Origin of the sequence: Kaistia nematophila (genome assembly GCF_026343855.1) — a bacterium.
GTDB lineage: Bacteria > Pseudomonadota > Alphaproteobacteria > Rhizobiales > Kaistiaceae > Kaistia > Kaistia nematophila.
In genome coordinates, this window is sequence record NZ_JAPKNK010000002.1 from 560,955 (window position 1) to 581,380 (window position 20,426).

The following is a 20,426-nucleotide window of genomic DNA, read 5'->3' on the forward strand; positions in this document are numbered from 1 at the left end:
AGTCACGCGGACCGCTCGAGCAGGTTCGGCGCAGCGGGCATTGCGAGCGCTGGCGGTGGGAGCGGCACGCGATGCTCGATCAGGGCGCAGACGGCGGCGCCGATGACGCCGGCATCGTCGCCGAGTTCGGCCGCCAGCACCGGATACTGATACCAGGGCGCCAGCGCCGGGATCTTGAGCAGCGCCTTGTGGGCAGCCTTGCCGAGACCACCGCCGAGAAGCACGAGGTCGGGATCGAAGGCGGCCGAGGCGCTGTCGATCGCCGCGCGGAGCGGGCCGGCCCAGGCGTCCAGCACCTGGCGGGCAGCCTGGCCGCCTTTCGCAGCACGGCGGAAAATGTCGTCGATCGTGGTATCGGCCGGTAGGCCGGCTTCCTGGATATGGCGGGCGAGCGCCGTGCCCGAACTGGTCGTCTCGACGCAGCCGCGACGGCCGCAGACGCAGGCCGCGCCATGGACATCGACGGTGATGTGGCCGAGCTGGCCGGCGGTGCCACGCCCGCGCAGGATCTGGCCTTCCTGGACGATGGCGCCGCCGATGCCGGTGCCGATCGTGAACATGACCACGTTCTCGCGGCCGCGTCCGGCGCCGACGGCGATCTCGGCGACGAGCGCCATATTGCAGTCATTGTCGATGATGACCGGCTTGCCGGTCGCCGCCTCGACCCTCTCGGCCAGCGCCGCGCCGGCGAGGTTCAGATAGCCGCCGGAAAGCACGGTTCGACGCCGGGCGTCGACGCGGCCCGGCACGCCGATGCCGATCGACGTGACGTCCGGACGATCGAGCTGGCGCACCAGTTCGATGATGCGGCCGATGGCGGTGTCGGCGTCGCGGTCGATCCGCTCGGACACCCGCTCCAGGATCTCACCCGCGGCGGAAACGCGGGCGGCCCGGAGGTTGGTCCCGCCGATGTCGATGCCGATGGCTGTTGACGTATCAGGCATGATGCACCCGGTCGCCGTGAGATGATTGGATCAGGCCGCCTTGCGCGCCTGGGCCGAATAGCGCGCCAGCACTTCCTGGATCTGGCGCAGGCGCGGCACGGCGATCGTCGTCAGCCGCTCGCGCTGGATGTCCCGGTCGAGATGGATGCAGTCCTTCCAGAGCGCACGGCCCGCGATCACGCCCGACGCGCCGTTCTGCATGGCGATCTCGACCTGGCCGAGGAAGGTCTCGTGGTCGACGCCGGCCGAGAGCACGGCCCAGGGCACGTCACCGGCCATGGCCGAGATCCTGGCGCAGGATTCCGCCGTGCCCGGATAGGGGATCTTCAGTACCTTGGCGCCGAGTTCCAGCGAGATGCGCACGCCTTCCTCGATCAGCCAGGGCGTCTTCGCCTTGTAGTCTTCCTTGCTCTCGCCCTCGAGCTGGTAGGTCAGGAACTCGACTACCAGCAGCAGGTCCTCGCGGGAAAAATCCTCGATCGACTGGCGCAGGATCTCGATATTGGCGGTGTTTGCCTCCGGCCTGTCGGCGCGGAGATAGACCATGATCTTGCCGCCCGTGCCGCCGAGTTCGCGGACGCGGCGGGCGGTGACGCCCGGCACCAGCGTCGACAGGCGATAGCCCTCGGGCGAGGTGTTCCAGCCGGAAGCATCAAGGCCGATCAGAAGCGCCGTATCGCGCGCCAGCGAGCCGTTCTCGATCACATGCGGCACGGCGCAGAGCGGGTCGAGCAGCACGCAGGAAGCCTCGTTGGCGAGATAGCGGGTGATGTCCGACTTGGTCTCGCCCAGCATGTCGTTGCTGATCTTCGCCTGTTCTTCCGGAGACGCCGCGAGCAGCGTGCGCATGCCGCCGCGCTGGTCACAGGCGATCACCATCATGGCGCCGTCGCGCCCGCAGATCTGCTGGTAGCCACGGAATTCCGATGTCGACATACGGGTCATGCTGCGCGGTCCGATTTTGGGCACCGGCCTTGCCGGGCGCTGGCGAAGTTCTTCAAGCCACCGAACCGGTCCATTCTACCGCAACTGGCGGCGAAATCCCGATCCCTTGCCGATGCCCGTCGCTTTTATGGACCGCCCCTGCCCGAATGGACTATGCACGGAAGGCTGGCGGTTCGAGCACGCGGCGTCTCTGCGGTGGCTCCCTCAAGCTGATGCGTGTATGTGTATCATCTTTCAGAAAGGAATTTCAAGCTGTCCTCTTCGTCATCCCAGGACACCGCTGCGACCCGCACGATGCTGCACACCGTCGCCAAGCTGCACTACGAGGCCGACCTCTCGCAGGTCGAGATCGCGCGTCGGCTGAACGTCTCGGCGGCGACGATCTCCCGGCTGTTGCGGCGCGCGCGCGACGAGGGGATCGTGCGGATCGAGATCCCCGACATCGCGACGCCGGAAGAGCTCAACCAGCGGCTGGTCGAGGCGCTCGGGCTGAAGCAGGCGGCGGTGGTCGATGCACCCGAGGCGGGCGTCATGGCGGCTCTCGCCGCCCCGGTCGGCAATCTTCTGCGCGATGCCGGGCTGAAACAGGACTCGGTGCTGGCGATCGGCTGGGGCCGCGCCATCCGCGAGGTGATCCAGGCCGGCCTGCCGGGCCTTCCCGGCGTCATCACCGTGCCGGCGACCGGCGGCATGCAGCAGTCGGCCGCGCACTTCCAGATCAACGAGTTCGTCCGCCTCGCCGCCGAGCAGATGGCCGGCACGCCACATTTCATCCATGCGCCCTACCTGCCCTCGCCGGAGACCCGCGACGCCTTCCTGAGCGATCCGATCATCCGCGAGAACGTCGCGCTCTGGGAAAGGCTCGACGCGGCGCTCGTCGGCATCGGCCTGACGCATACGGCCGAGGGCCCCTCCTCGGCGACGCCGCACGAGCAGGCGCTCGCCCACGCCGCCGGCGACGTCGTCCGCCACTATTTCGATGTCGAAGGCCATGCCCTGCCCTGGGAGGGTGAGGACCGCCTGATCGCCATCTCGCCGGACCAGTTGCGGGCGACCCCGCTGGTGATCGGTGTTGCTGTCTCGGCCGGCAAGGTGCCGGCGATCCTCGGCGCCGTCCGGGCCGGGCTCGTCAATGCGCTGGTGACCGACGTCCGCACGGCGCAGGCGGTGCTGGACAGCCTCTGACGCGATATCCGGACGAAAATGGCGGCCGCGCGAAGGCGGCCGCCACAGGCTGGAAGTCGAAACGGTGCTGGAGGTCGATTTCAGCCGCCGACCATCAGCTTGACGATCTCGTCCGGGTTGGTGTCGGCGATCTTGCGTTCTCCGGCGAGCGACCCGCGACGCAGGACGACGATGCGGTCGGCGACCGCGAAGATGTCCTGCAGATTGTGCGAGATGAAGATGATCGCCCGACCCTGCGCCTTCAGGTTCTGGATCAGCGACACGACCTTGCGCTGCTCGGGCACGCCGAGCGCCGCGGTCGGCTCGTCCATGATCAGGACACGGGCGTTCCAGTAGATCGCCCGCCCGATCGCCACCGCTTGCCGCTGCCCTCCCGAGAACCGTCCGACCGGCGCATCGAGCCGGTTCACATGGAAATCGAGCCGCGCCATCGTCTCCTTCGCGGCCTTGGCCATGGCCGGCCGGTCGAGAACCGGGATGAAGCCGAAGACGCGCTTCATCGGCTCGCGGCCGAGGAAGATGTTGGCGCCGATCGACAGGTTATCGGCGAGCGCGAGGTCCTGGTAGATCGTCTCGATGCCATGCGCGCGGGCGGCTTCAGGTGTGGCGAAGTTGACCACCTCGCCGCCGAAACGGATTTCGCCGCCATCGGGGCCATGCACGCCGGAGATCGTCTTGATCAGGGTCGACTTGCCGGCGCCGTTGTCACCGGCAAGCGCCACGACCTCGCCGGGGTAGAGCGACATCGAGACCCCCTTCAGGGCCTCCACGCCGCCGAACCGCTTGTAGACGGAGCGGACGTCGAGCACGGGCTCCTGGGACGGCAGTCTGGTTTGCACGGACATCTAGCGATCCCCACCGAGCTTGCGCTGCGTCTGGTCGACGAGCACGGAGATGATGATGACGACGCCGACGGCGACGAACTGCCAGAACGGCTCGACATTGATGAAGACGAGACCGTACTGGATCACCGCGATCACCAGGGCGCCGGCAACCGTGCCAAGGATGGTGCCCGAGCCGCCGAACAGGCTGGCGCCGCCGATCACGACCGCAGCGATCGAGTCGAGCAGCAATGGTTCGCCGGCCTGCGCCGCACCGGCCGTGAAGCGCGCCGCGTAGAGCACGCCGCCGAGGCCGGCGCAGAGCGCCGAGAGCAGGTAGAGCTTGCGGATATGGCGCGGCACGTTGATGCCGGAGCGGATCGCCGCCTGCTCGTTGGCGCCGATGGCATAGGTGTGCTGGCCGAAGCGGGTCTGCGACAGGACATAGTGCATCAGCAGCACGAACAGGATCGTGATGACGACGATGACGGGGATGCCGAAGATGCGGCCGTTGCCGAGCGAGGCGAACCAGGCATTGGCGACCGGGACCGTGGTGCCGCCGGCAAGCAGGAAGGCGACGCCGCGCGCCACGCCGAACATGCCGAGCGTGCCGATGAAGGGCGGCACCTTCAGCTTGGAGATCAGGAAGCCGTTGACGAAGCCCGGTCCGAGCGCGACCAGGAGGCCGGCCAGGATGCCGACCAGCATCGCCGCGAAGGGCGGCAGCGAATGGCCGGCGAGATTGGTGGCATGCGCCGCGATGACGGCGGCAAGGCCCATGATGAAGCCGACCGAAAGATCGATGCCGCCGGAAATGATGACAAAGGTCGATCCGAGCGCCAGAAGCAGGGGGGCGACGGCGAAGATCGCGATCGACTGGGCGTTATAGGCCGAGAACAGGAAGGTCTGGCCATAGCTGACCCGGGACCATGTCTCGAAGAAGATCAGCAGCAGAGCGAGGAACAGCCAGGCGCGCAGGGCCGCAATGCGAACGATCAGCTGACGTGACCGGGACTGGGTGGGGTCCGCGCGCGATTCCGTAGACGTATGGGCGGACATGCGCCACTCCGTAACAGGTATCGAACAGAAGGGGAGCGCCGCCGGACCGGTGGCCCGACGGCGCCGGCGGCTCAATCCTTGTAGATGAACTGCGCGATTTCCGGCTTGTCGACGTTATCCTTGTCCATCACGGTGAAGCCGGTGCCGATCGAGACCGGGATCGACTGGCCCGTGAGATGGGCGAAGGCGGAGATCAGGCCGTAGTAGCCGATTTCAGCCGGATGCTGGGCGATGGCGATATCGACCAGGCCCGACTTGATGTTGTCCACGATCGACGGCGGTGCGTCGAAGGCGACGACCTTGACCTTGCCGGTCTGGCCGGCCTGCTGGACGCCATTGGCCGCGCCGAGGGCCGAGAACAGGTTGGCGCCGAAGACGCCGGCGAGGTCGGGGTTGCGGGCGAAGACCGACTGCAGCTGCGAGGCAGCCTTGTTCGAGTCGTTGTCGTTGAACTGGGTTTCCAGGACTTCGATTCCCGGGAAGTTCTTCATCTCGTCCTTGAAGCCTTCTTCGCGCTGGTCGGTCGTCGAGACGCCCGGCTTGACGTTCGAAACGAAGACCTTGCCCTTTTCGCCGATTGCCTTGGCGAGCGAGCGGGCGGCGATGCGGCCGCCGAGCACGTTGTCCGAGGCGATGTAGGCGAGCGGGAAGTCGGCATCGCCGGCGCCGGTCTGATAATTGCCGGTGCCGATGAAGGTGTCGACGGTGATGACCGGAATGCCGGCCGCCTGGGCCTTCTTGAGCGGCTCGACCAGCTGGACCTTGTCGGTCGGGGCGATCAGGATCGCGTCGGGCTTGCGGGCGATGATGGCGTCAAGCACCGGAACCTGCAGGACGGGGTTGAATTCCGGCGCGCCCTGGAAGACGAGCTCGGCGCCGACCGCCTTGGCCGCAGCCTCGGCGCCCTTGCGCATGGTGATGTAGAAGCCGTCCGTCGTCAGGCCCGGGATCAGGGCGACGGTGAACTTCTTGTCCTGGGCGTGGGCCGCGATCGAGCTGGTCAGGACGGTCGCCCCGACAGCAAGAGCCGCAAGTGCAGTAACGATTCTCTTCATGGCGTTCCCTCGTGTTTGCCTTGAATTGCAAGCTGTTGCCTAGCAACGGTGGTTCATCCGCCGACGCCCTTCTTCGGGACTGTTCGTGCGGATGGTCTCGGCCGGCAACGGCGCCTGCGGCGACCGATGCGACCTTGATTGGGCGCTGGCGCGCCATGCGCGCCGGAACTGAAAATCGAATAGCGAAGAATTTCGGCAAGCAACGTCACAGACTGACGCATCAAACGTCAGACAAAATAATCCTGATCGCGCCCTATCACAGGCAACGCCGAGACTAATCCAGCAAATCCGGCTGATGGCTCCGCAGAGCCAAGCCCTCCCATTTCTTATTTGTTGAGGGAAGCCTAGATGCGCGCTTCGACGAGGTCAATCCGATATTTTACGCAAGCTAAGTTTGCACGCCTGCCTCTAGGGCATACCCAAGCGGAATTGGCAGATTCCCGCCAATTCCGAGCCGGCCACCTTGCGCGGCGAGCGTTGCCCACCGCGTCCCGGCCGCGAAAAGCGGGTCAGATGTCCTGGTTCTGCGGCAGGATGACCAAGTCGCGGATCGTGACATTGGCCGGCCTGGTCAACATGAACAGCACCGCGTCGGCGATGTCCTCGGACAGCAGTCCCTCCCGCGCCGCCGCCTTGGCGGCGATCACGCCCGGGTCGGAATAGCCCCAGAGCTCGTTCAGAACGACGCCCGGCGCGACGGCGCCAACCCGCACGCCGTGCGGCGCGACCTGGCGGCGCACGCCATGCACGAAGGCCTGCACCGCATGCTTCGTGGCGCTGTAGACCGGCTCCCACGGAATCGCCTGATGGCCGGCGACCGAGCTGGTGACGATCACCTCGCCCGAGCCGCGTTCGATCATGCCGGGCAAGACCGCGCGCACGGCGCGGAACACGGCGTTGATGTTGACGCCGATCACCTCGTCGAAATCGTCGGCCTTGCCGTCGACGAGATCGCCCGAGAGATAGAGGCCGGCATTGGCGAGCAGGATGTCGATCTGGCCGAAGCGGGCGACGGTCTCGGCGATGGTGCGCTCGACCTCGGCCGGCTTGGTCAGGTCGGCGGCAATGACAAGCGCCTCGGCATCCGGGAATTCGCTGCGAACCGCCTGAAGACGTTCCGCCGAACGGCCGACGAGCGCGAGACGCACCCCCTGCCCGGCCAACATGCGCGCCATGGCGCGGCCGATGCCTGAACTCGCGCCGGTAACCAGCGCGACTTTTCCCTTAAGATCACGGCTCATGCTGACCCTCCCCGGTCGCACGACGGAGCAGGCCGCCGGAACGTCCGTCCGTTTCGGCGCTTCGTCGATGATGCGTGCTGGCTTGGGCCCGCGCGCGAGACATTCAGTCCCGCGCCTCCTCCCGGTCCCGCAACCCTTCCCGGAGGCTAACATTCCGCCCCAGTACGTCAACTTGGAAATTTGCACGCGTAAAGCAGTCTGTTAGTCTGCCTTTACGTCTCCCGTCCGGCCTTGCCCGAAAATTCGGCAAGGCGTCACGACGCGTCGACGGGACGTCTATCTCGGCCGCCGTGAAGCACGGCTGCATGCCCCGCCAGAGCCTGAAGTTGAAAGAACGCGAATGACCGATCGCACCATCAAGAACATGGCGGAGTTCTCGGCGCTGAGCGGCATTTCGCGACCGACGGTCTCGAAATATTTCAACGACCCCGACAGCGTGCGCAAATCCACCCGCGCGCAGATCGAGAATGCGCTGGCGAAATACGAGTACCGCCCCAACCTCTTCGCGGTGAACCTGAACAAGAAGCGGCCGAAGATCGTCGGCCTGATCGTGCCGGACACGGCCGACACGTTCTTCTCCGAACTGGTGCGCCGGATCGAGATGCGCTGCGTCGAGCGCGGCTACCTCGCGATCGTGCTTTCGTCGCGCGGCGATGCGCAGCTGGAGGCCCGCTCGATCGAGACGCTGCTGTCGCTGAAGATCGCCGGCGCCATCGTAGCCCCGCTTGGCGTCCACTCCGACCAGCAGTTGATCCGCAGCCTCAGGGCGCGAATCCCGATGGTCTTCCTTGATTCGAGCCTCGACGAGGACACGCCCTTCGTCGGCACCAACAATTTCCAGAGCGTCCCGCTGATCACCGAGTATCTGTGCCGCAGCGGCGACGCGCCGACCTATTTCGACATGCCGGCGGTCAACCAGAACGGGCCAGAGCGCAAGCTGGCCTATGTCACGACCATGCAGCGCCTCGGCCTCAAGCCCGAGGTGGTGGCGGTGACGGCCAAGAATGACTGGCGCTTCGAGGATATAGCCTTCGAGGAAGCGCAGCGCGTCCTGCGGGGGCCGGGCTTCCCGACCCGCACGGTTCTCTGCGCCAATGACCGCTGCGCCGTCGGCGTCATGGCCGCGGCCTTCCAGCATGGTCTCCGCATCGGCCGCGAACCCGGCTGCGACATCCGCATTGCCGGCCATGACGACCAGCCGCACAGCCGCTATGGCTGCCCGCCGCTGACGACGGTGGCGCAGGATTTCGACCAGCTCGCCCAGAACGCCGTCTCGATCCTGCTGGAGCGCGTGGAGAGCGAGGATGCCGCCGTCGGCGATCGGCCGCCGCAGCAGCTACGTCTCGAGGGCAAGCTGGTGATGCGAGCCTCGGCCTGAAGCGGCTCGGTCAGGCCGGGACGCCCTCCAGACAGGCGGCGACGAACGGTCGGAGACGCGGATCGTCGAAATGCGGGATGGCGAGCCCCGCTCCCTCCTGCAGCAACCGTTCGGCCGGCAGGCCCGTCGTAAGGCCGACGACGGCAAGCCCCGCAGCCACGGCGGCGCGGATCCCGGAGATCGAATCCTCGAAGGCGACGCTGTGCGCGGCCGAGCCGCCTAGGCGCTCCAGCCCGACGAGATAGGGCAGCGGATGCGGCTTGGCGTGGGCAAGTTCATCACCGATCACCACCGTCGCGAACCGTTCGGCAAGGCCGATGCCGGCGAGTTCCTGCTCGGCATTCGGACGCGGCGCGTTGGTGACCACGCCGTAGCGCGCGCCGGTATTGTCGACCCAGCCGAGGAAATCGAGCAGCCCTTCGGCCGGCACGAGGTCGGTCGCCAGCGAGCGGAAGAGTACCTCTTTCGCCTCGACCAGCGCCGCTCCCTCCTCGCGGGAAAGCGCGGGCACGAGATCGGCGAGAATGGTTTCGTTCGGAAAGCCCATCACCTGTGTCCGGTAGCGCTGCGGGTCGAGCGCGACACCGAGACGGGCGACCTGTTGCCGCCAGGCCTCGTAGTGCAGGTGATCGATATCGAGCAGCGTCCCGTCGAGGTCGAACAAGAGAACACCGGACATCAGAAGCTCCATTTCGAGGCCGTGAAGATCAAGCCCTCAGCCGAAAGGCTAAAAATATCGGCGATTGTCTGGAAATTGCGGGCTAACGCGCTTCGGCCCAATCGATCGAGCCGTCCGAGGCCTGGACCTGGTTGCGCCCGGACACCTTGGCCCGGTAGAGCGCATCGTCGGCGCGCCGGTAGAAGTCGCTCAACACGTCGTCCGGACGGCTCGACGTGAGGCCGGCGGAGAAAGTGTAGGAAAAGTCGGGATAGTTGGCGAGCGGCTTCGACAGGCGCACAACGGTCAGCATCCGCTCCAGCATCAGCCTGGCGTGTTCCAGCGGCGTATCCGGGAAAGTCAGCGCAAACTCCTCGCCGCCCATGCGCCCGAAACAGTCCGACCGCCGCAGCTGGCCCTGGATCTTGCTGGCAAAGTCCTGCAGCACAAGGTCGCCGGTCTGGTGGCCGAAGCGGTCGTTGACCAATTTGAAATTGTCGAGGTCGATCACCGCGAGGCAGCCGGCATGCTGGGGCGAGACATGGTGATCGGCAAGGATCTGTTCGATCCGGGCGGTCAGGAATCGCCGGTTGGCGACGCCGGTCAGGTCGTCGGTGTAGGACGCCTTGATGGCGACGTCGCGCGCCTGGCGAACCGAGCGCTCGTCGGCGCGGATATGGCTGATGTCGCTGGCGATGCAGAGCATCCAGCCATCGCCTTCGACCGTCTCCGTCATCCAGAGCCAGCGTCCGTCATGCAGGTCCGTCTCGAAGGCGCGAAATCCCGTCTTGCCGCGACGCGACAGGGTGGAGGTCAGCCAGGACTCAAGATCCGGGACACGCAGAACCGTGCCGCGATCGAGCGCATGGTTGCGGCGCATGATCTCCGCCCAGGTCGGCGCCTCGTCCGCCTCGACGAAATAGGCGGCGCGAAAGGCCGGATTGGCATAGCGAAGCCGGTCGAAGCCGTCATAGACCGCGACCAGGACATCCGAAGCATCATAGAGTTGCGCAATCCTCGAGCAGATGCTCGCGTCCAACCAACCGTCTCCACCGCTCCACACGCCGCGCCGGCCTTCGAGAAGGCAGCTTCGGATGCGCGAACTTTGCCGCGCAAAGGTAGCGGAACTGGCAACGCTCTGCCAGCACCGCCGCGAGCGATGTTCGGGACTGCGGCGGGCTCTTCCCAGGCGAAGCTCGCGGTCAGGCCTGGGCGAAGGCGGCGGTCAGGACGTCGTTCTCGGTCAACCCTTGGTTGGCTGCGAGCATGGTCTGCCGGCCGCGCGACAGCACCATGACGGTCGAGGCGAGCGCCAGCACTTCCGGCAGCTCCGACGAGACGAAGACGACGCTCATGCCCTTCTTCGCCAGATCCTGGATCTGCCTGTAGATGTCCGCCTTGGTGCGGACGTCGACGCCATGCGTCGGTTCGTCGAGGAACAGGATATCCGGCTCGGAGGCGAGGCAGCGGGCGAAGATCACCTTCTGCTGGTTGCCGCCGGACAGACGCCGGATCGGCTGCTCCGGCCCCTCGCTGACGATGCCGAGCGCCTCGCGGAAGCGGGAAAACAGCGACTTTTCGGCGCCGAGGTCTAGGATACCGCTGCTCTTCTGCCGCTTCGCCACGGCGACGTTCTCGGCCAGCGACAGGCTGGGCAGGATGCCGTTGGTCTTGCGGCCTTCGGGGAGCAGCGCCAGGCCGCTTCGCCACGCCTCGGTGGCATTCCCCGGCACGACGCCGTCCGGTCGCGAGATCGAGCCAGCAGCGAGCGGCCGCATGCCGCAGAGCAATTCCAGGAGCTCCGTGCGCCCTGCCCCGACCAGGCCGAAAATGCCGAGGATCTCGCCCTTGCGAAGCGCGAACGAAACGGGTCCGACGCGGCCCTTGTCGGCGATCGCATCGGCCTTCAGCCGGATCGGCGCATCGGCCGCGATAGCGGGCGCATCGAGCGCATCGAAGGTGAAGGCGCGCCCGGTCATGTCGGCGATGATGCCGGCCCGGGTGGTCTCTGCCACCGGCCGATCGCCGACGACGCGGCCATCGCGCAGCACCACGACGCGATCGGAGATGGCAAACACCTCGTCGAAGCGGTGGCTGATGAAGATGATGGCGACGCCATGGTCGCGCAGATCGCGCACGATCGCGAAGAGCGCCTCGGCCTCGTGCGGCGTCAGCGAGGCGGTCGGCTCGTCGAGGATGAGCAGGCGGGCATTGCGCGCCAGCGCCTTGGCGATCTCGACGATCTGCTGCTCGGCGGTCGACAGCGAACCGGCCTCGACGCGCGGATCGATATGCGCGGCGCCCACCCGCGCCAGTAGCTCGCGCGCCTTGGCGGCCAGAGACTTGCGGTCGATGAAGCCGGACCTGCCGGTCCTGTAGTCGCCGATGAACAGGTTTTCCATCACCGACAGCGACGAGATCAGCGAGAGCTCCTGGTGGATATGGATGATGCCGGCATCGAGCGCCGAGCGAGTGTCGCGGAACACCGTCTCCGCGCCGTTCCAGGCGATCGTGCCACCGTCGCGCGGCAGCGCGCCGGAGAGGATGTTGACGAAGGTCGACTTGCCGGCCCCGTTCTCGCCGAGGAGCGCCACGACCTGCCCGGCCGAGATATCGAAATCGACCCCGTGCAGGACGCGGTTCTGGTCGAAGGACTTGGCGATGCCGCGGGCGGAAAGAAGGCAGTCGGTCATGGGGATCTCGGATTGGGGACTGGAACCCTCCCCCGCGTACGGGAGAGGGAGTTTGCGATGGGGCGAAAGCGCCGGAGGCTCAGGTCTTGGCGCCCTTGCCGAGCACGACCGGGGCGTCGATCGCGATCTCGGCCGGATAGGTGGCGCCGAAGCCCAGCATATTGTGCAGCATGACGATGCTGTCGAAGGCCTGGCGCGCCGGCGCCTGATCGATCAGCGCGAGGATCTCGCCGCCGTCCTTGTACTGCTGCTTCTCCGGCAGGTTGTCGTAGCCGACGACGCCGACCTTGCCGGTCGCCTTGGCGTCGCGCACCGCCTTGGCCGCCGCTTCCGAACCGCCCGCCGTCACGTAGATGATCGACAGGTCCGGGTTCGAGGTCATGACGTCGGTCGCCTGCGAATAGGCGGTGGCGTCGTCGTCCTTGCACTCGAACGGGCCGACGATGGTGATGTCGGGGTAGTTCTTCTTGATGAGGTCGAGCGCGCCGTTCATGCGGGCGTCGTGCTGGGCCGCGCCGAGATAGCCGGTGATGACGGCGATCTTGCCCTTGCCGCCGGTCTGCTTGGCGATGAACTCGCCCGCCTTCGCGCCGGCGTCATAGGCGAGCATGCCCATCGAGACGTTGCGGTTCGACTTCTCGGCCGAGTCGGCGATGAAGGAGATGAACGGCACGCCCTCGGCGACCACCTCGTTCACCTTGGCGACGGTGCCGTCGAAGATCGGCACGGCGGCGATGCCGTCATACTGCTTGGTCAGCGCGCCATCGATGCCGGCGACCATGACCTCGGCGGTCAGGCCGGTGCCGAGCTGGATGTAGTCGACCGTCGTGTTGAGCGGCTTCAGGTATTCCGTCGCCGCGACGATGCCCTTGTCGGCGGCTTCCCAGAAGGACGAGCCCTGGAACGACAGCACGGCGAGGCGGAGCGGCTTCGGCGCCGGGCCCTGGGCGACGATGGTGCCGCCAACGGCCTTGGCCGCTTCGGAAAGGGCTGCTTCCTCGGCCAGCGCCAGGCGCGGCACCAGCGGCAAGGCGAGGCCGGCTGCCGAGAGCATCAGGAAGCGGCGGCGATCGAATGTAGTCATGGTTTCCTCCAGAGTTGAACTTGGTGAGACGTCGGCGGTCGCGACCGCCTCAGTCTTCTTCGCTGCGGCGGTTCAGGCTGTCCGCGCCGACGGCGAGGATGACGACGAGACCGATGGTGATGGTCTGCCAGTAGCCCGAGACGTTGAGCAGGACGAATGCGTTGCGGAGCAGGCCGATCAGCGCCGCACCGATGACGACGCCGCCGATCGAGCCGCGACCGCCGGAAAGCGCGACACCACCGAGGATGACCGCGGCGATGACGTCGAGCTCGTAGCCGAGGCCGAGATTGGGATTGGCGTTGGTCAGCATGCCGCCGAGCAGCAGGCCGCCGAGACCGGCGAGGCTGCCCGAGACGGTGAAGACGAGAATGCGCGTCTTCGCCACGTCGATACCGGCGAGCCGCGCGGCGCGGGCATTGTCGCCGACCGCATAGACGTTGCGGCCCCAGCGCGTCCGCGTCGCGAACAGCCAGACGAGGATCGTCAGCACGACGAGCAGGATAAACTGCACCGGCAAGCCGCCGATCTTGCCGTAGCCGAGAAACGCCGCCCAGTTGTCGAAGCGCTGCGGATTGCCGTTGGTGATGAGCAACGCCGCGCCCCGCGCGATCGACAGCGTGCCGAGCGTGGTGATGAACGGATTGATCCGTAGCTTGGTGATCAACACGCCATTGGCGAAACCGATCGCCATGCCGATGCCGATCGCGCCGGCGATGCCGAGCGACGGCATGCCGGTTGTCGCCGAGACGATCGCGCCGGTGACGGCCGAAAGGCCGATCACCGAGCCGACCGACAGGTCGATGCCGCCGGCGATGATCACCAGAGCCTGGCCGAGCGCGACGATGCCGACGACAGAGATCTGGCGCGCGACATTGGAAAGGTTGCGCCCCGTCAGGAAGAACTCGCTGGCGAAGGTAAGGCCGATGAAGACGAGAACGAGCATCGCGAGAACGGTCGCCTCGCGGCGCGTCCGCACGAAGCGGACGACATTGGCAGCAGTCATGGATCAGCGTCTCTTGAAGGTGGGCTGGCGCTTTTCCTTGAAGGCGGCGCGGCCTTCCGCGGCGTCTTCGGTGGCGAAGCAGATGGTCTGCAGGTCGCGCTCGTAGTGGATCGCCTGCTCCTGCGGCATGGTGAAAGCCGCCTGCAGGTTAAGCTTCGCCGTCTCGGCCGCGATCGGCGCGCGACTGGCGATCACGTCGGCGATCGCCCGGGCGCGGGCCAACAGGTCCGCCTGCGGCACGACCTCCGACACCAGGCCCCAGGCCAGCGCCTTCTCGGCCGGGATCGGATCGCCGGTCATGATCATCAGCGCCGCATTGGACGGGCCGACCGAATGGGCGAGGAAGGTCGCCATGCCGCCGCCGCCGATCCAGCCGAGCTTGATCTCCGGGGCTGCGAACTGGGCGTTGTCCGAGGCGATGCGGATGTCGCAGGAGAGCGACGTCTCCAGACCGCCGCCAAAGGCGTAGCCGTTCACCGCCGCGATGGTCGGCTTCAGCAGCTTGCGGATCGCGTCGCAATAATCGGCGCGATTGCGGAACTGCCAGGGCGTCTCGTAAGTGTCGAGCTCCTTGATGTCGGAGCCGGCGCAGAACGCCCGCTCGCCGGCGCCGGTGACGATGACGACGCGGATCGTGTCGCTGTCGTTGCATTCCTTGACGGCGGCGACGATCGCCTTCGACATTTCCGGCGTGACGGCGTTGAGCTTCTGCGGCCGGTTCAGCGTGATGGTCGCGACGGGACCGTCGACGGTGAAGAGGATGTCGTCGCTCATGCTGCGCCCTCGCCCACTGCGCCCTTGGCGATCAGGTCGTTGATGGCGGCCTCGTCGAGGCCAGCTTCCGCCAGCACCGCCCGCGTGTGCTCGCCGGTCAGCGGCGCGCCGCGCTCGACGGTCGAGGGCGTCTTCGAGAACTTGATCGCGAAGCCCGGCGTCTTCACATGGCCTTCAGTCGGATGGTCGTATTCGACGAAGGTGCCGTTGTGCTTGATCTGCTCGTCCTCGACGAGATCGGCATAGCCATAGACCGGGCCGCACCAGATATCGGCAGCGCGCAACAGTTCCAGCCATTCGGCCGAGCTCTTGGTCTTTAGCTTCTCGCGCGTCTTGGCGAAGATCTCGTCGCGCTTCTCCCAGGTGTCGATCTCGTCGTCCATGGTGAGGAAGCTGTCCTCGCCGATCACCTGGCCGAGTGTCGCGAGCTTCGGGAACGACACGATGATGTAGCCGTCCGTCGTCGCGAAGGCGCCGTAGGGCGCGCGGATATAGACATGCGCATGCGGCTCGGCCGAGCGGGTCTGCGGCTTGCCGGCGACGGTGAAGACCGAGAGTTCCTGCATCTGGATCGTGGTGATCGCGTCCAGCATGTTGACCTGGACCAGCTGGCCCTCGCCCGTCCGCTCGCGATGCAGCAGCGCCGCCAGCGCGCCCTCGAAGGCGGTGTAGGCGGTGATCGCGTCGACCAGATACTGGCCGGCGGCGGTCGGCGGCTCGCCGTCGCGGCCGGCGGAAAGCATGGCGCCCGACATGCCCTGCAGCACGAGGTCCTGGCCCGGGCGGTGCAGATAGGGCCCGTCCTCGCCATAGCCGGAGATCGAGACGTAGATCAGCTTCGGGTTGATCTTCGACAGGCTCTCGTAGTCGACGCCGAGCCGCTTGGCGACGCCGGGACGATAGTTCTGCAGGAAGACGTCGGCCGTCTTCACCAGCTCCAGCAGCATCGCCTTGCCGTCAGGGTTCTTCAGGTCGATAGCGAGCGAGCGCTTGTTGCGGTTGAGCGACAGGAACGAGACGTTGACCTTATTGCCGCGCGCGCCGCCGGCCGCGACATGGCGCTGCCACTCGCCATTGATCGGCTCGACCTTGACGACGTCGGCGCCGAGATCACCCAGGCGCTGCGCCGCGAACGGCCCCGCCATGGCGATCGAGCAATCGAGCACGCGGTACCCGGAAAGAATGCCCATTTTCTAAAACCTCAAAGATCCGAACTATCCGTCATCCCTGCGAAAGCAGGAATCCATCCGGCCCGTTGGAGGAGGCCACATGGATCCAGGGTCTCCGCTTCGCTCCGCCCGGGATGACGGCGGCGCGCATGCGAATGGGTCACGTCATCCACCAGCCGCCATCGACGTTCAGCGTCTGTCCGGTGACGAAGCCGGAGCCTTCGGAGGCGAAGAAGATCAGCGCGTTGGCGATATCCGCCGGTTCGCCCCGGCGCTTGACCGCCTGATGGTCGAGGACGTGGCGGGTGTAGCCTTCGGGATCGGGATGGATCTTCTCGGCATCGGTCGGGAAGGCACCGGGCGAAATGGCGTTGACGGTGACGCCATAGGGGCCGAACTCGCGCGCCCAGGCCCGCGTCAGGCCGACCAGCGCGCCCTTCGACTGGATGTAGGGCGACAGGTTAGCCCAGCCGCCCGAGAGCGTCACGCTGGCGATGTTGATGATGCGGCCGAAGCCCTTGGCGCGCATCGAGGGCAGCGCGACCTGCACGCAGACGATGCCAGCGTCGACATTGATCCGCTGCACCGCCTGGTGCTCTTCGATCGTGTATTCCTCGAACGGCTTCGAGGGGTAGATCGCGGCGTTGTTGATGACGACGTCGAAGCCGCCGACCTCGGCGGAGATCGCCTCCAGCGCCGTCTTCAGCCCGGCGAGATCGGAAAGGTCGAGCGCCCGGAAGATGAGCCGGTCATGGCCCGCCTCGGCGGCGGCCGCCCGGAGCAGTTCTCCCTTGGCCGGGTCGTTGTCGATGGCGACCACGGTGGCGCCGGCCGCGAGGAACGCCAGCGTCGAGGGCAGGCCGAGCCCGCCTGCCGCGCCGGTATAGAGGATGGTCTTGTTCTGGATGGTCATCTGTCAGTTCCAAATATCGCAAACTCTGCCGTCATCCCGGGCAAGCGCAGCGCGACCCGGGATCCATTCAGCCGTATCGCCAACAGGAGAGGCGCCAGATTCACGACTGAGCAGCCGGATGGATCCCCGCTTTCGCGGGGATGACGGCGAGTTGGGGCGACGGGCAGAAGCGCGCATCAGCGTCCCTTGATCGGACGGTGGTTGCCCGTCGGCTCCGGGTATTCCTCGGTCGGCTGCACGGCGAGACCGGCAATGCGCTTCTCCAGCGCCGCCGTCGCTTCCTTGCCGGCATGGATGCGGAACGTCGTGTCGTAGCGGCGCTCGTCGCCATGCTCGAGCCAGATCAGTTCATTGTGCTCGCGCGCATAGGTCTGGCCGAGCACGTGGTTGGTCGACGGCTCCAGGCCGACGGCATACTGGCCGGCCTGCAGGTTCTGCCATTCGAACTGGCAGGGGAACTGGTCCTTGCGGGTCTCGACCTCGAAGGCGAGGCCCAGGCGGTCATTGACCAGCGCCACCGGCACCAGGCCATTGGCGTCGGCCTTCATCTCGTGCTGCCAGACCTGCTCATGGAAGTTCTTCTGCGGCGCGGGCAGCGTGCGGTAGCCGACACCCTGCTTGCGATAGTCGGCGCCGGCATGGGCTGCCCAGACCACTTCCTCGATCGGCGCGACATAGCGGGCGCCCTCTTCCAGCAGCGGCGCCGCCGGATTGATGTGGTAGCAGTACATGTGCGGCGTCTTGTAGAAGCCGTGATTGACGACGCGGTCGGTGAGTTTGATCTCGTTGGAGCCGACCTTCGCCTCGATGCGGCGGATCAGGTGCAGGTCTTCGCCGAAGACGGTCGACTGCTGCACGACGCCTTCCGCCCACAGCGTGCACTCGTCGCCGTCCCAGGCCTCGCCATAGCCGGTGAGGCGGGCCGGGATGGTGCCGACGCGGCCGTGCAGCGAATGCTTCACGGTCTTGCGCGGGCCGTAGACATAGCTGTCGGCCGGCGCCTCATGCATGAACAGGATGTGGTCGAGGCCGCAGGTGACGAGCAGGCCGGAGAAGGACCGCATCCAGCCGAGGCCGCCCTCGCCCTCATATTCGTGCAGGAAGGCGTTGCGGAAGCCGGCGGGCGAATGCCATCCGATCGAGGTTCCCTGATAGTCGAGATCGGCGATGTCCATCGCCCGGTCGACGAGCACGGTGAAGCGCAGGCCGGCGCCGGTGCGGAATTCGAGCATGCGGATGCCGCGTTCGACGCCGTCGCCAAGCGTCGTCAGCCGGACGCCCGCGAATTGCGACAGCATGCCGGAATGCTCCGCCAGTTCGCGTCGCGAAAAAGTCCGCCCGAAAAGTTGCACCATGGTCGTGTCCTGATTGTCCTGTTTCGTGGAGGGCAAGGAAGTCTCGCCCGCCCCTCCCCCGCGAGCGGGAGAGGGAATTTTTCTGTCTGGCGCCAGGCTCGACGAGCCCGCCGGATCAGAGACCGTTGGCGCGCAGCTTGCCGTCGAGGAACTTCTTGGCGCGCGGCACGTCGTCTTCCGACAGGTGCTCGATGATCACCGGGATGTTCGGGTGCTTTTCCGAGAGGCGCTGCAGGTAGAGGTCGTAGTTGAGCGAGCCGAGGCCCGGTGCCGGCAGTTCGATCTCGCCGACACCGCGGAAGGTGTGGCTCTCGAGCGCGTCGGAATCGCCGATATCGGCGTGCTTCTCGCTCTTGTCGTCGCCCGAACGCTTAACGTCCTTGGCATGGGCGATCTTGATCTTGTCCGTCAGCGTATCGAACACCTGGTTCAGGATCTGATCCATGCGGTCGATGTTGTGCGTCTCGAAGTAATTGGTCGGATCCATCAGCAGGCCGAGGCCGGGATGATCGACCTGCGCGAACATGCGGACGGTCTCCTCGACCGAGCCGACGACGTTGTTGACGTAGGTCTCGAGCAGGAAGACGGCGCCGTGGTCATAGGCCTCCTGCGACAGCTCGGCGATGACCTTGCGGCATTCCTCGAAGCCTTCCTCGGTCTTATTCTTCGGGTCGTGCACCCAGTCGGAGTCGGTGTTGTAGGTGCCGGTTTCCGAGATGACATAGGGGCTGCCGAGATCACGCGCGTTGCGGATGATCTCCTTCAGGTAGCCGACGCGGCGGGCGCGCTCGTCCTTGTCCGGATGGATGATGTTGGTGTAGCCGGAAATGCAGCAGATCGGCAGGTCGTGGTCACGGAACGTGTCCTTGACCTGCTTGGCCTTGGCCTTGGTGATCTGGCCGGCCGAGAGGTCGAGATCCTTGAAGTGCAGGTCGAGCTGGACGGTGTTGAAGCCGAGCCCCTTGATCTTCTTGGCGGTCTCGTCGAGGCCGTAGGGGAAATAGCCGGTGAAAATGCCGGTCTGCATCATGATAGAGTTCCTCCCTGAACTTCAGATAGCGATTTCGGAAAGCTTGACGGCGCGGCCCTCGACCATCGAGCGGTAGCCCGCCTCGATGAGCGCCACGGTCTTGACGTTGTCAGCGACGGTGAGCGCCGGGGCATCGCCCGTCTTCACCGCGTATTGCAGTTGCTCCATCACGCCCTTGAAGGCATGCGGGAACCACATCGTGTCCCATTCCGGCGTGACCCACTGGCCGCCGGTGGTGCGTTTCGAGGCATAGGACAGCGTCGAGGCGGCGCCGGTCGGCCAGCCGATCGTGCCCTGGGCGACGCCGTCCGTGCCCTCGACCCGCCACTTGATGTAGATGTCGCTGTCGAAGCCTTCCTCGCGCGGGCCGGACCAGACGTCCTCCAGCGACACGGCGAAGACGCCCGAGGCGAACTTGATCGTCGAGGCGGTGATGCCGTCCTTGTGTTCGAACTTCGTGCGCGGATCGGTGCGGGCGGCCGTGTAGATCTCGTCGACCTCTCCGAACAGAAAGCGAAGCACATCAAGGTGATGCACGCTCATGTTCGAGAGCGTCAGCCGGTCGTATTCTTCCAGGAAGGTCTGCCAGTGCGGGATGGCGCGCATCTCGATGGTGGCGATGACGGGCGTGCCGAGCTCGCCCTTGTCGAGGATCTGCTTCAGCACGCGCATCGACTGGTCGTAGCGCATGTTCTGGTTGACGGAGAGGATCTTGCCGGCGGCCATGGCCTCGTCGCGGAGCGCGATCGCCTCTTCCAGCGTCAGCGCCAGCGGCTTCTGCGCCAGGATGCCCTTGATGTGCTTCTGCTTCAGCGCATGGCGGATCAGCGCCGGCTGCTGGTCGGGTGGGAACGCAAGGTCGAGAATTTCGACGTTCTCGTCCTCGATCAGCGCTTCCGGCGTCTCGTGCACGGTCGGTATCGACCAGCGCTCGGCCACCTTGGCGGCGTTCGCCTTGGTGCGCGAGGCGATCGCGACGACCGGGAAGCCGGCCTCGTGATAGGCGGCCAGATGGCACTCGGCCATGATCATGCCGGCGCCGATGGCGCCGATCCTCAGATCCTTGACCCGGATCTCCGGATCGGGCGCGAAGCCCTTCGAGTCTGCCATGGGTTCCTC

At 66.3% G+C, this 20,426-nt stretch carries 19 protein-coding genes; 2 read left to right on the plus strand and 17 right to left on the minus strand.

Translation table 11 applies throughout. The annotated features are described in order from the left end of the window. Positions 1–2 precede the first annotated feature (2 nt). Positions 3–944, minus strand: a complete 942-nt coding sequence (locus OSH07_RS06930; protein ID WP_266337877.1) for an ROK family protein — start codon at positions 942–944, stop codon at positions 3–5. A gap of 30 nt (positions 945–974) precedes the next feature. Next, positions 975–1,889, minus strand: a complete 915-nt coding sequence (locus OSH07_RS06935) for a tagatose-bisphosphate aldolase (protein ID WP_266337878.1) — start codon at positions 1,887–1,889, stop codon at positions 975–977. Positions 1,890–2,183: 294 nt separating this feature from the next. Between OSH07_RS06935 and OSH07_RS06940 the strand changes: the two genes are divergently transcribed. Next, positions 2,184–3,074, plus strand: coding sequence for a sugar-binding transcriptional regulator (locus tag OSH07_RS06940; protein ID WP_266337879.1), 891 nt, complete (start codon positions 2,184–2,186; stop codon positions 3,072–3,074). An 80-nt stretch (positions 3,075–3,154) separates the two neighbouring features. Here OSH07_RS06940 and OSH07_RS06945 read toward each other — a convergent pair whose 3' ends face one another. The 4 genes from OSH07_RS06945 to OSH07_RS06960 form a co-directional block, all read right to left on the minus strand. Continuing rightward, entirely contained in the window at positions 3,155–3,919 is a 765-nt protein-coding gene (locus OSH07_RS06945) for an ATP-binding cassette domain-containing protein (protein ID WP_266337880.1), read from the minus strand. Continuing rightward, positions 3,920–4,954 carry an ABC transporter permease subunit gene (locus OSH07_RS06950; protein WP_266337881.1) on the minus strand — a complete coding sequence of 345 codons (1,035 nt, stop codon included), beginning with the start codon at positions 4,952–4,954 and terminating at the stop codon, positions 3,920–3,922. Between the two features lie 71 nt (positions 4,955–5,025). Beyond that, positions 5,026–6,009 (minus strand): ABC transporter substrate-binding protein, encoded by a 984-nt coding sequence (locus OSH07_RS06955; RefSeq protein ID WP_266337882.1) that lies wholly within the window; start codon positions 6,007–6,009, stop codon positions 5,026–5,028. A gap of 509 nt (positions 6,010–6,518) precedes the next feature. Further along, positions 6,519–7,250, minus strand: a complete 732-nt coding sequence (locus tag OSH07_RS06960; RefSeq protein WP_266337883.1) for an SDR family oxidoreductase — start codon at positions 7,248–7,250, stop codon at positions 6,519–6,521. A gap of 340 nt (positions 7,251–7,590) precedes the next feature. Between OSH07_RS06960 and OSH07_RS06965 the strand changes: the two genes are divergently transcribed. Next, positions 7,591–8,628, plus strand: a complete 1,038-nt coding sequence (locus tag OSH07_RS06965) for a LacI family DNA-binding transcriptional regulator (protein ID WP_266337884.1) — start codon at positions 7,591–7,593, stop codon at positions 8,626–8,628. Between the two features lie 10 nt (positions 8,629–8,638). On the opposite strand, the gene OSH07_RS06970 is transcribed toward OSH07_RS06965, so the two are convergent. From OSH07_RS06970 to OSH07_RS07020, 11 genes are all read right to left on the minus strand, one after another. Further along, positions 8,639–9,307, minus strand: a complete 669-nt coding sequence (locus OSH07_RS06970) for an HAD-IA family hydrolase (protein WP_266337885.1) — start codon at positions 9,305–9,307, stop codon at positions 8,639–8,641. An 82-nt stretch (positions 9,308–9,389) separates the two neighbouring features. Then, the gene (locus tag OSH07_RS06975; RefSeq protein ID WP_266337886.1) at positions 9,390–10,325 is read right to left on the minus strand and encodes a sensor domain-containing diguanylate cyclase; all 936 of its coding nucleotides are present in this window, start codon (positions 10,323–10,325) and stop codon (positions 9,390–9,392) included. Between the two features lie 163 nt (positions 10,326–10,488). Beyond that, a complete protein-coding gene (locus OSH07_RS06980) occupies positions 10,489–11,979 on the minus strand; it encodes a sugar ABC transporter ATP-binding protein (RefSeq protein WP_266337887.1) in 1,491 nt (496 codons plus the stop codon). Positions 11,980–12,058: 79 nt separating this feature from the next. Beyond that, positions 12,059–13,063 (minus strand): sugar ABC transporter substrate-binding protein, encoded by a 1,005-nt coding sequence (locus OSH07_RS06985; RefSeq protein WP_266337888.1) that lies wholly within the window; start codon positions 13,061–13,063, stop codon positions 12,059–12,061. A 49-nt stretch (positions 13,064–13,112) separates the two neighbouring features. After that, positions 13,113–14,066, minus strand: a complete 954-nt coding sequence (locus OSH07_RS06990) for an ABC transporter permease (RefSeq protein ID WP_266337889.1) — start codon at positions 14,064–14,066, stop codon at positions 13,113–13,115. Positions 14,067–14,069: 3 nt separating this feature from the next. Beyond that, a complete protein-coding gene (locus tag OSH07_RS06995) occupies positions 14,070–14,840 on the minus strand; it encodes an enoyl-CoA hydratase/isomerase family protein (RefSeq protein ID WP_266337890.1) in 771 nt (256 codons plus the stop codon). Beyond that, entirely contained in the window at positions 14,837–16,030 is a 1,194-nt protein-coding gene (locus tag OSH07_RS07000) for a CaiB/BaiF CoA transferase family protein (protein WP_266337891.1), read from the minus strand. Before OSH07_RS07000 ends, OSH07_RS06995 begins: the two co-directional genes overlap by 4 nt. A 139-nt stretch (positions 16,031–16,169) precedes the next feature. After that, a complete protein-coding gene (locus tag OSH07_RS07005) occupies positions 16,170–16,922 on the minus strand; it encodes an SDR family NAD(P)-dependent oxidoreductase (RefSeq protein ID WP_266337892.1) in 753 nt (250 codons plus the stop codon). A gap of 176 nt (positions 16,923–17,098) precedes the next feature. Next, positions 17,099–18,277 carry an aldose 1-epimerase family protein gene (locus tag OSH07_RS07010; RefSeq protein ID WP_266337893.1) on the minus strand — a complete coding sequence of 393 codons (1,179 nt, stop codon included), beginning with the start codon at positions 18,275–18,277 and terminating at the stop codon, positions 17,099–17,101. 115 nt (positions 18,278–18,392) lie between these two features. Then, a complete protein-coding gene (locus OSH07_RS07015; protein WP_266337894.1) occupies positions 18,393–19,307 on the minus strand; it encodes a sugar phosphate isomerase/epimerase family protein in 915 nt (304 codons plus the stop codon). A gap of 21 nt (positions 19,308–19,328) precedes the next feature. Further along, positions 19,329–20,417, minus strand: coding sequence for a Gfo/Idh/MocA family protein (locus tag OSH07_RS07020; protein WP_266337895.1), 1,089 nt, complete (start codon positions 20,415–20,417; stop codon positions 19,329–19,331). Between the last annotated feature and the right edge of the window lie 9 nt (positions 20,418–20,426).

Excerpts from the sequence above, each read along its gene's own strand:
- OSH07_RS06930 (WP_266337877.1), bottom strand. The coding sequence starts at position 944 with ATGCCTGATACGTCAACAGCCATCGGCATCGACATCGGCGGGACCAAC.
- OSH07_RS06935 (WP_266337878.1), bottom strand. The coding sequence starts at position 1,889 with ATGACCCGTATGTCGACATCGGAATTCCGTGGCTACCAGCAGATCTGC.
- OSH07_RS06940 (WP_266337879.1), top strand. The coding sequence starts at position 2,184 with ATGCTGCACACCGTCGCCAAGCTGCACTACGAGGCCGACCTCTCGCAG.
- OSH07_RS06945 (WP_266337880.1), bottom strand. The coding sequence starts at position 3,919 with ATGTCCGTGCAAACCAGACTGCCGTCCCAGGAGCCCGTGCTCGACGTC.
- OSH07_RS06950 (WP_266337881.1), bottom strand. The coding sequence starts at position 4,954 with ATGTCCGCCCATACGTCTACGGAATCGCGCGCGGACCCCACCCAGTCC.
- OSH07_RS06955 (WP_266337882.1), bottom strand. The coding sequence starts at position 6,009 with ATGAAGAGAATCGTTACTGCACTTGCGGCTCTTGCTGTCGGGGCGACC.
- OSH07_RS06960 (WP_266337883.1), bottom strand. The coding sequence starts at position 7,250 with ATGAGCCGTGATCTTAAGGGAAAAGTCGCGCTGGTTACCGGCGCGAGT.
- OSH07_RS06965 (WP_266337884.1), top strand. The coding sequence starts at position 7,591 with ATGACCGATCGCACCATCAAGAACATGGCGGAGTTCTCGGCGCTGAGC.
- OSH07_RS06970 (WP_266337885.1), bottom strand. The coding sequence starts at position 9,307 with ATGTCCGGTGTTCTCTTGTTCGACCTCGACGGGACGCTGCTCGATATC.
- OSH07_RS06980 (WP_266337887.1), bottom strand. The coding sequence starts at position 11,979 with ATGACCGACTGCCTTCTTTCCGCCCGCGGCATCGCCAAGTCCTTCGAC.
- OSH07_RS06985 (WP_266337888.1), bottom strand. The coding sequence starts at position 13,063 with ATGACTACATTCGATCGCCGCCGCTTCCTGATGCTCTCGGCAGCCGGC.
- OSH07_RS06990 (WP_266337889.1), bottom strand. The coding sequence starts at position 14,066 with ATGACTGCTGCCAATGTCGTCCGCTTCGTGCGGACGCGCCGCGAGGCG.
- OSH07_RS06995 (WP_266337890.1), bottom strand. The coding sequence starts at position 14,840 with ATGAGCGACGACATCCTCTTCACCGTCGACGGTCCCGTCGCGACCATC.
- OSH07_RS07000 (WP_266337891.1), bottom strand. The coding sequence starts at position 16,030 with ATGGGCATTCTTTCCGGGTACCGCGTGCTCGATTGCTCGATCGCCATG.
- OSH07_RS07005 (WP_266337892.1), bottom strand. The coding sequence starts at position 16,922 with ATGACCATCCAGAACAAGACCATCCTCTATACCGGCGCGGCAGGCGGG.
- OSH07_RS07010 (WP_266337893.1), bottom strand. The coding sequence starts at position 18,277 with ATGGTGCAACTTTTCGGGCGGACTTTTTCGCGACGCGAACTGGCGGAG.
- OSH07_RS07015 (WP_266337894.1), bottom strand. The coding sequence starts at position 19,307 with ATGATGCAGACCGGCATTTTCACCGGCTATTTCCCCTACGGCCTCGAC.
- OSH07_RS07020 (WP_266337895.1), bottom strand. The coding sequence starts at position 20,417 with ATGGCAGACTCGAAGGGCTTCGCGCCCGATCCGGAGATCCGGGTCAAG.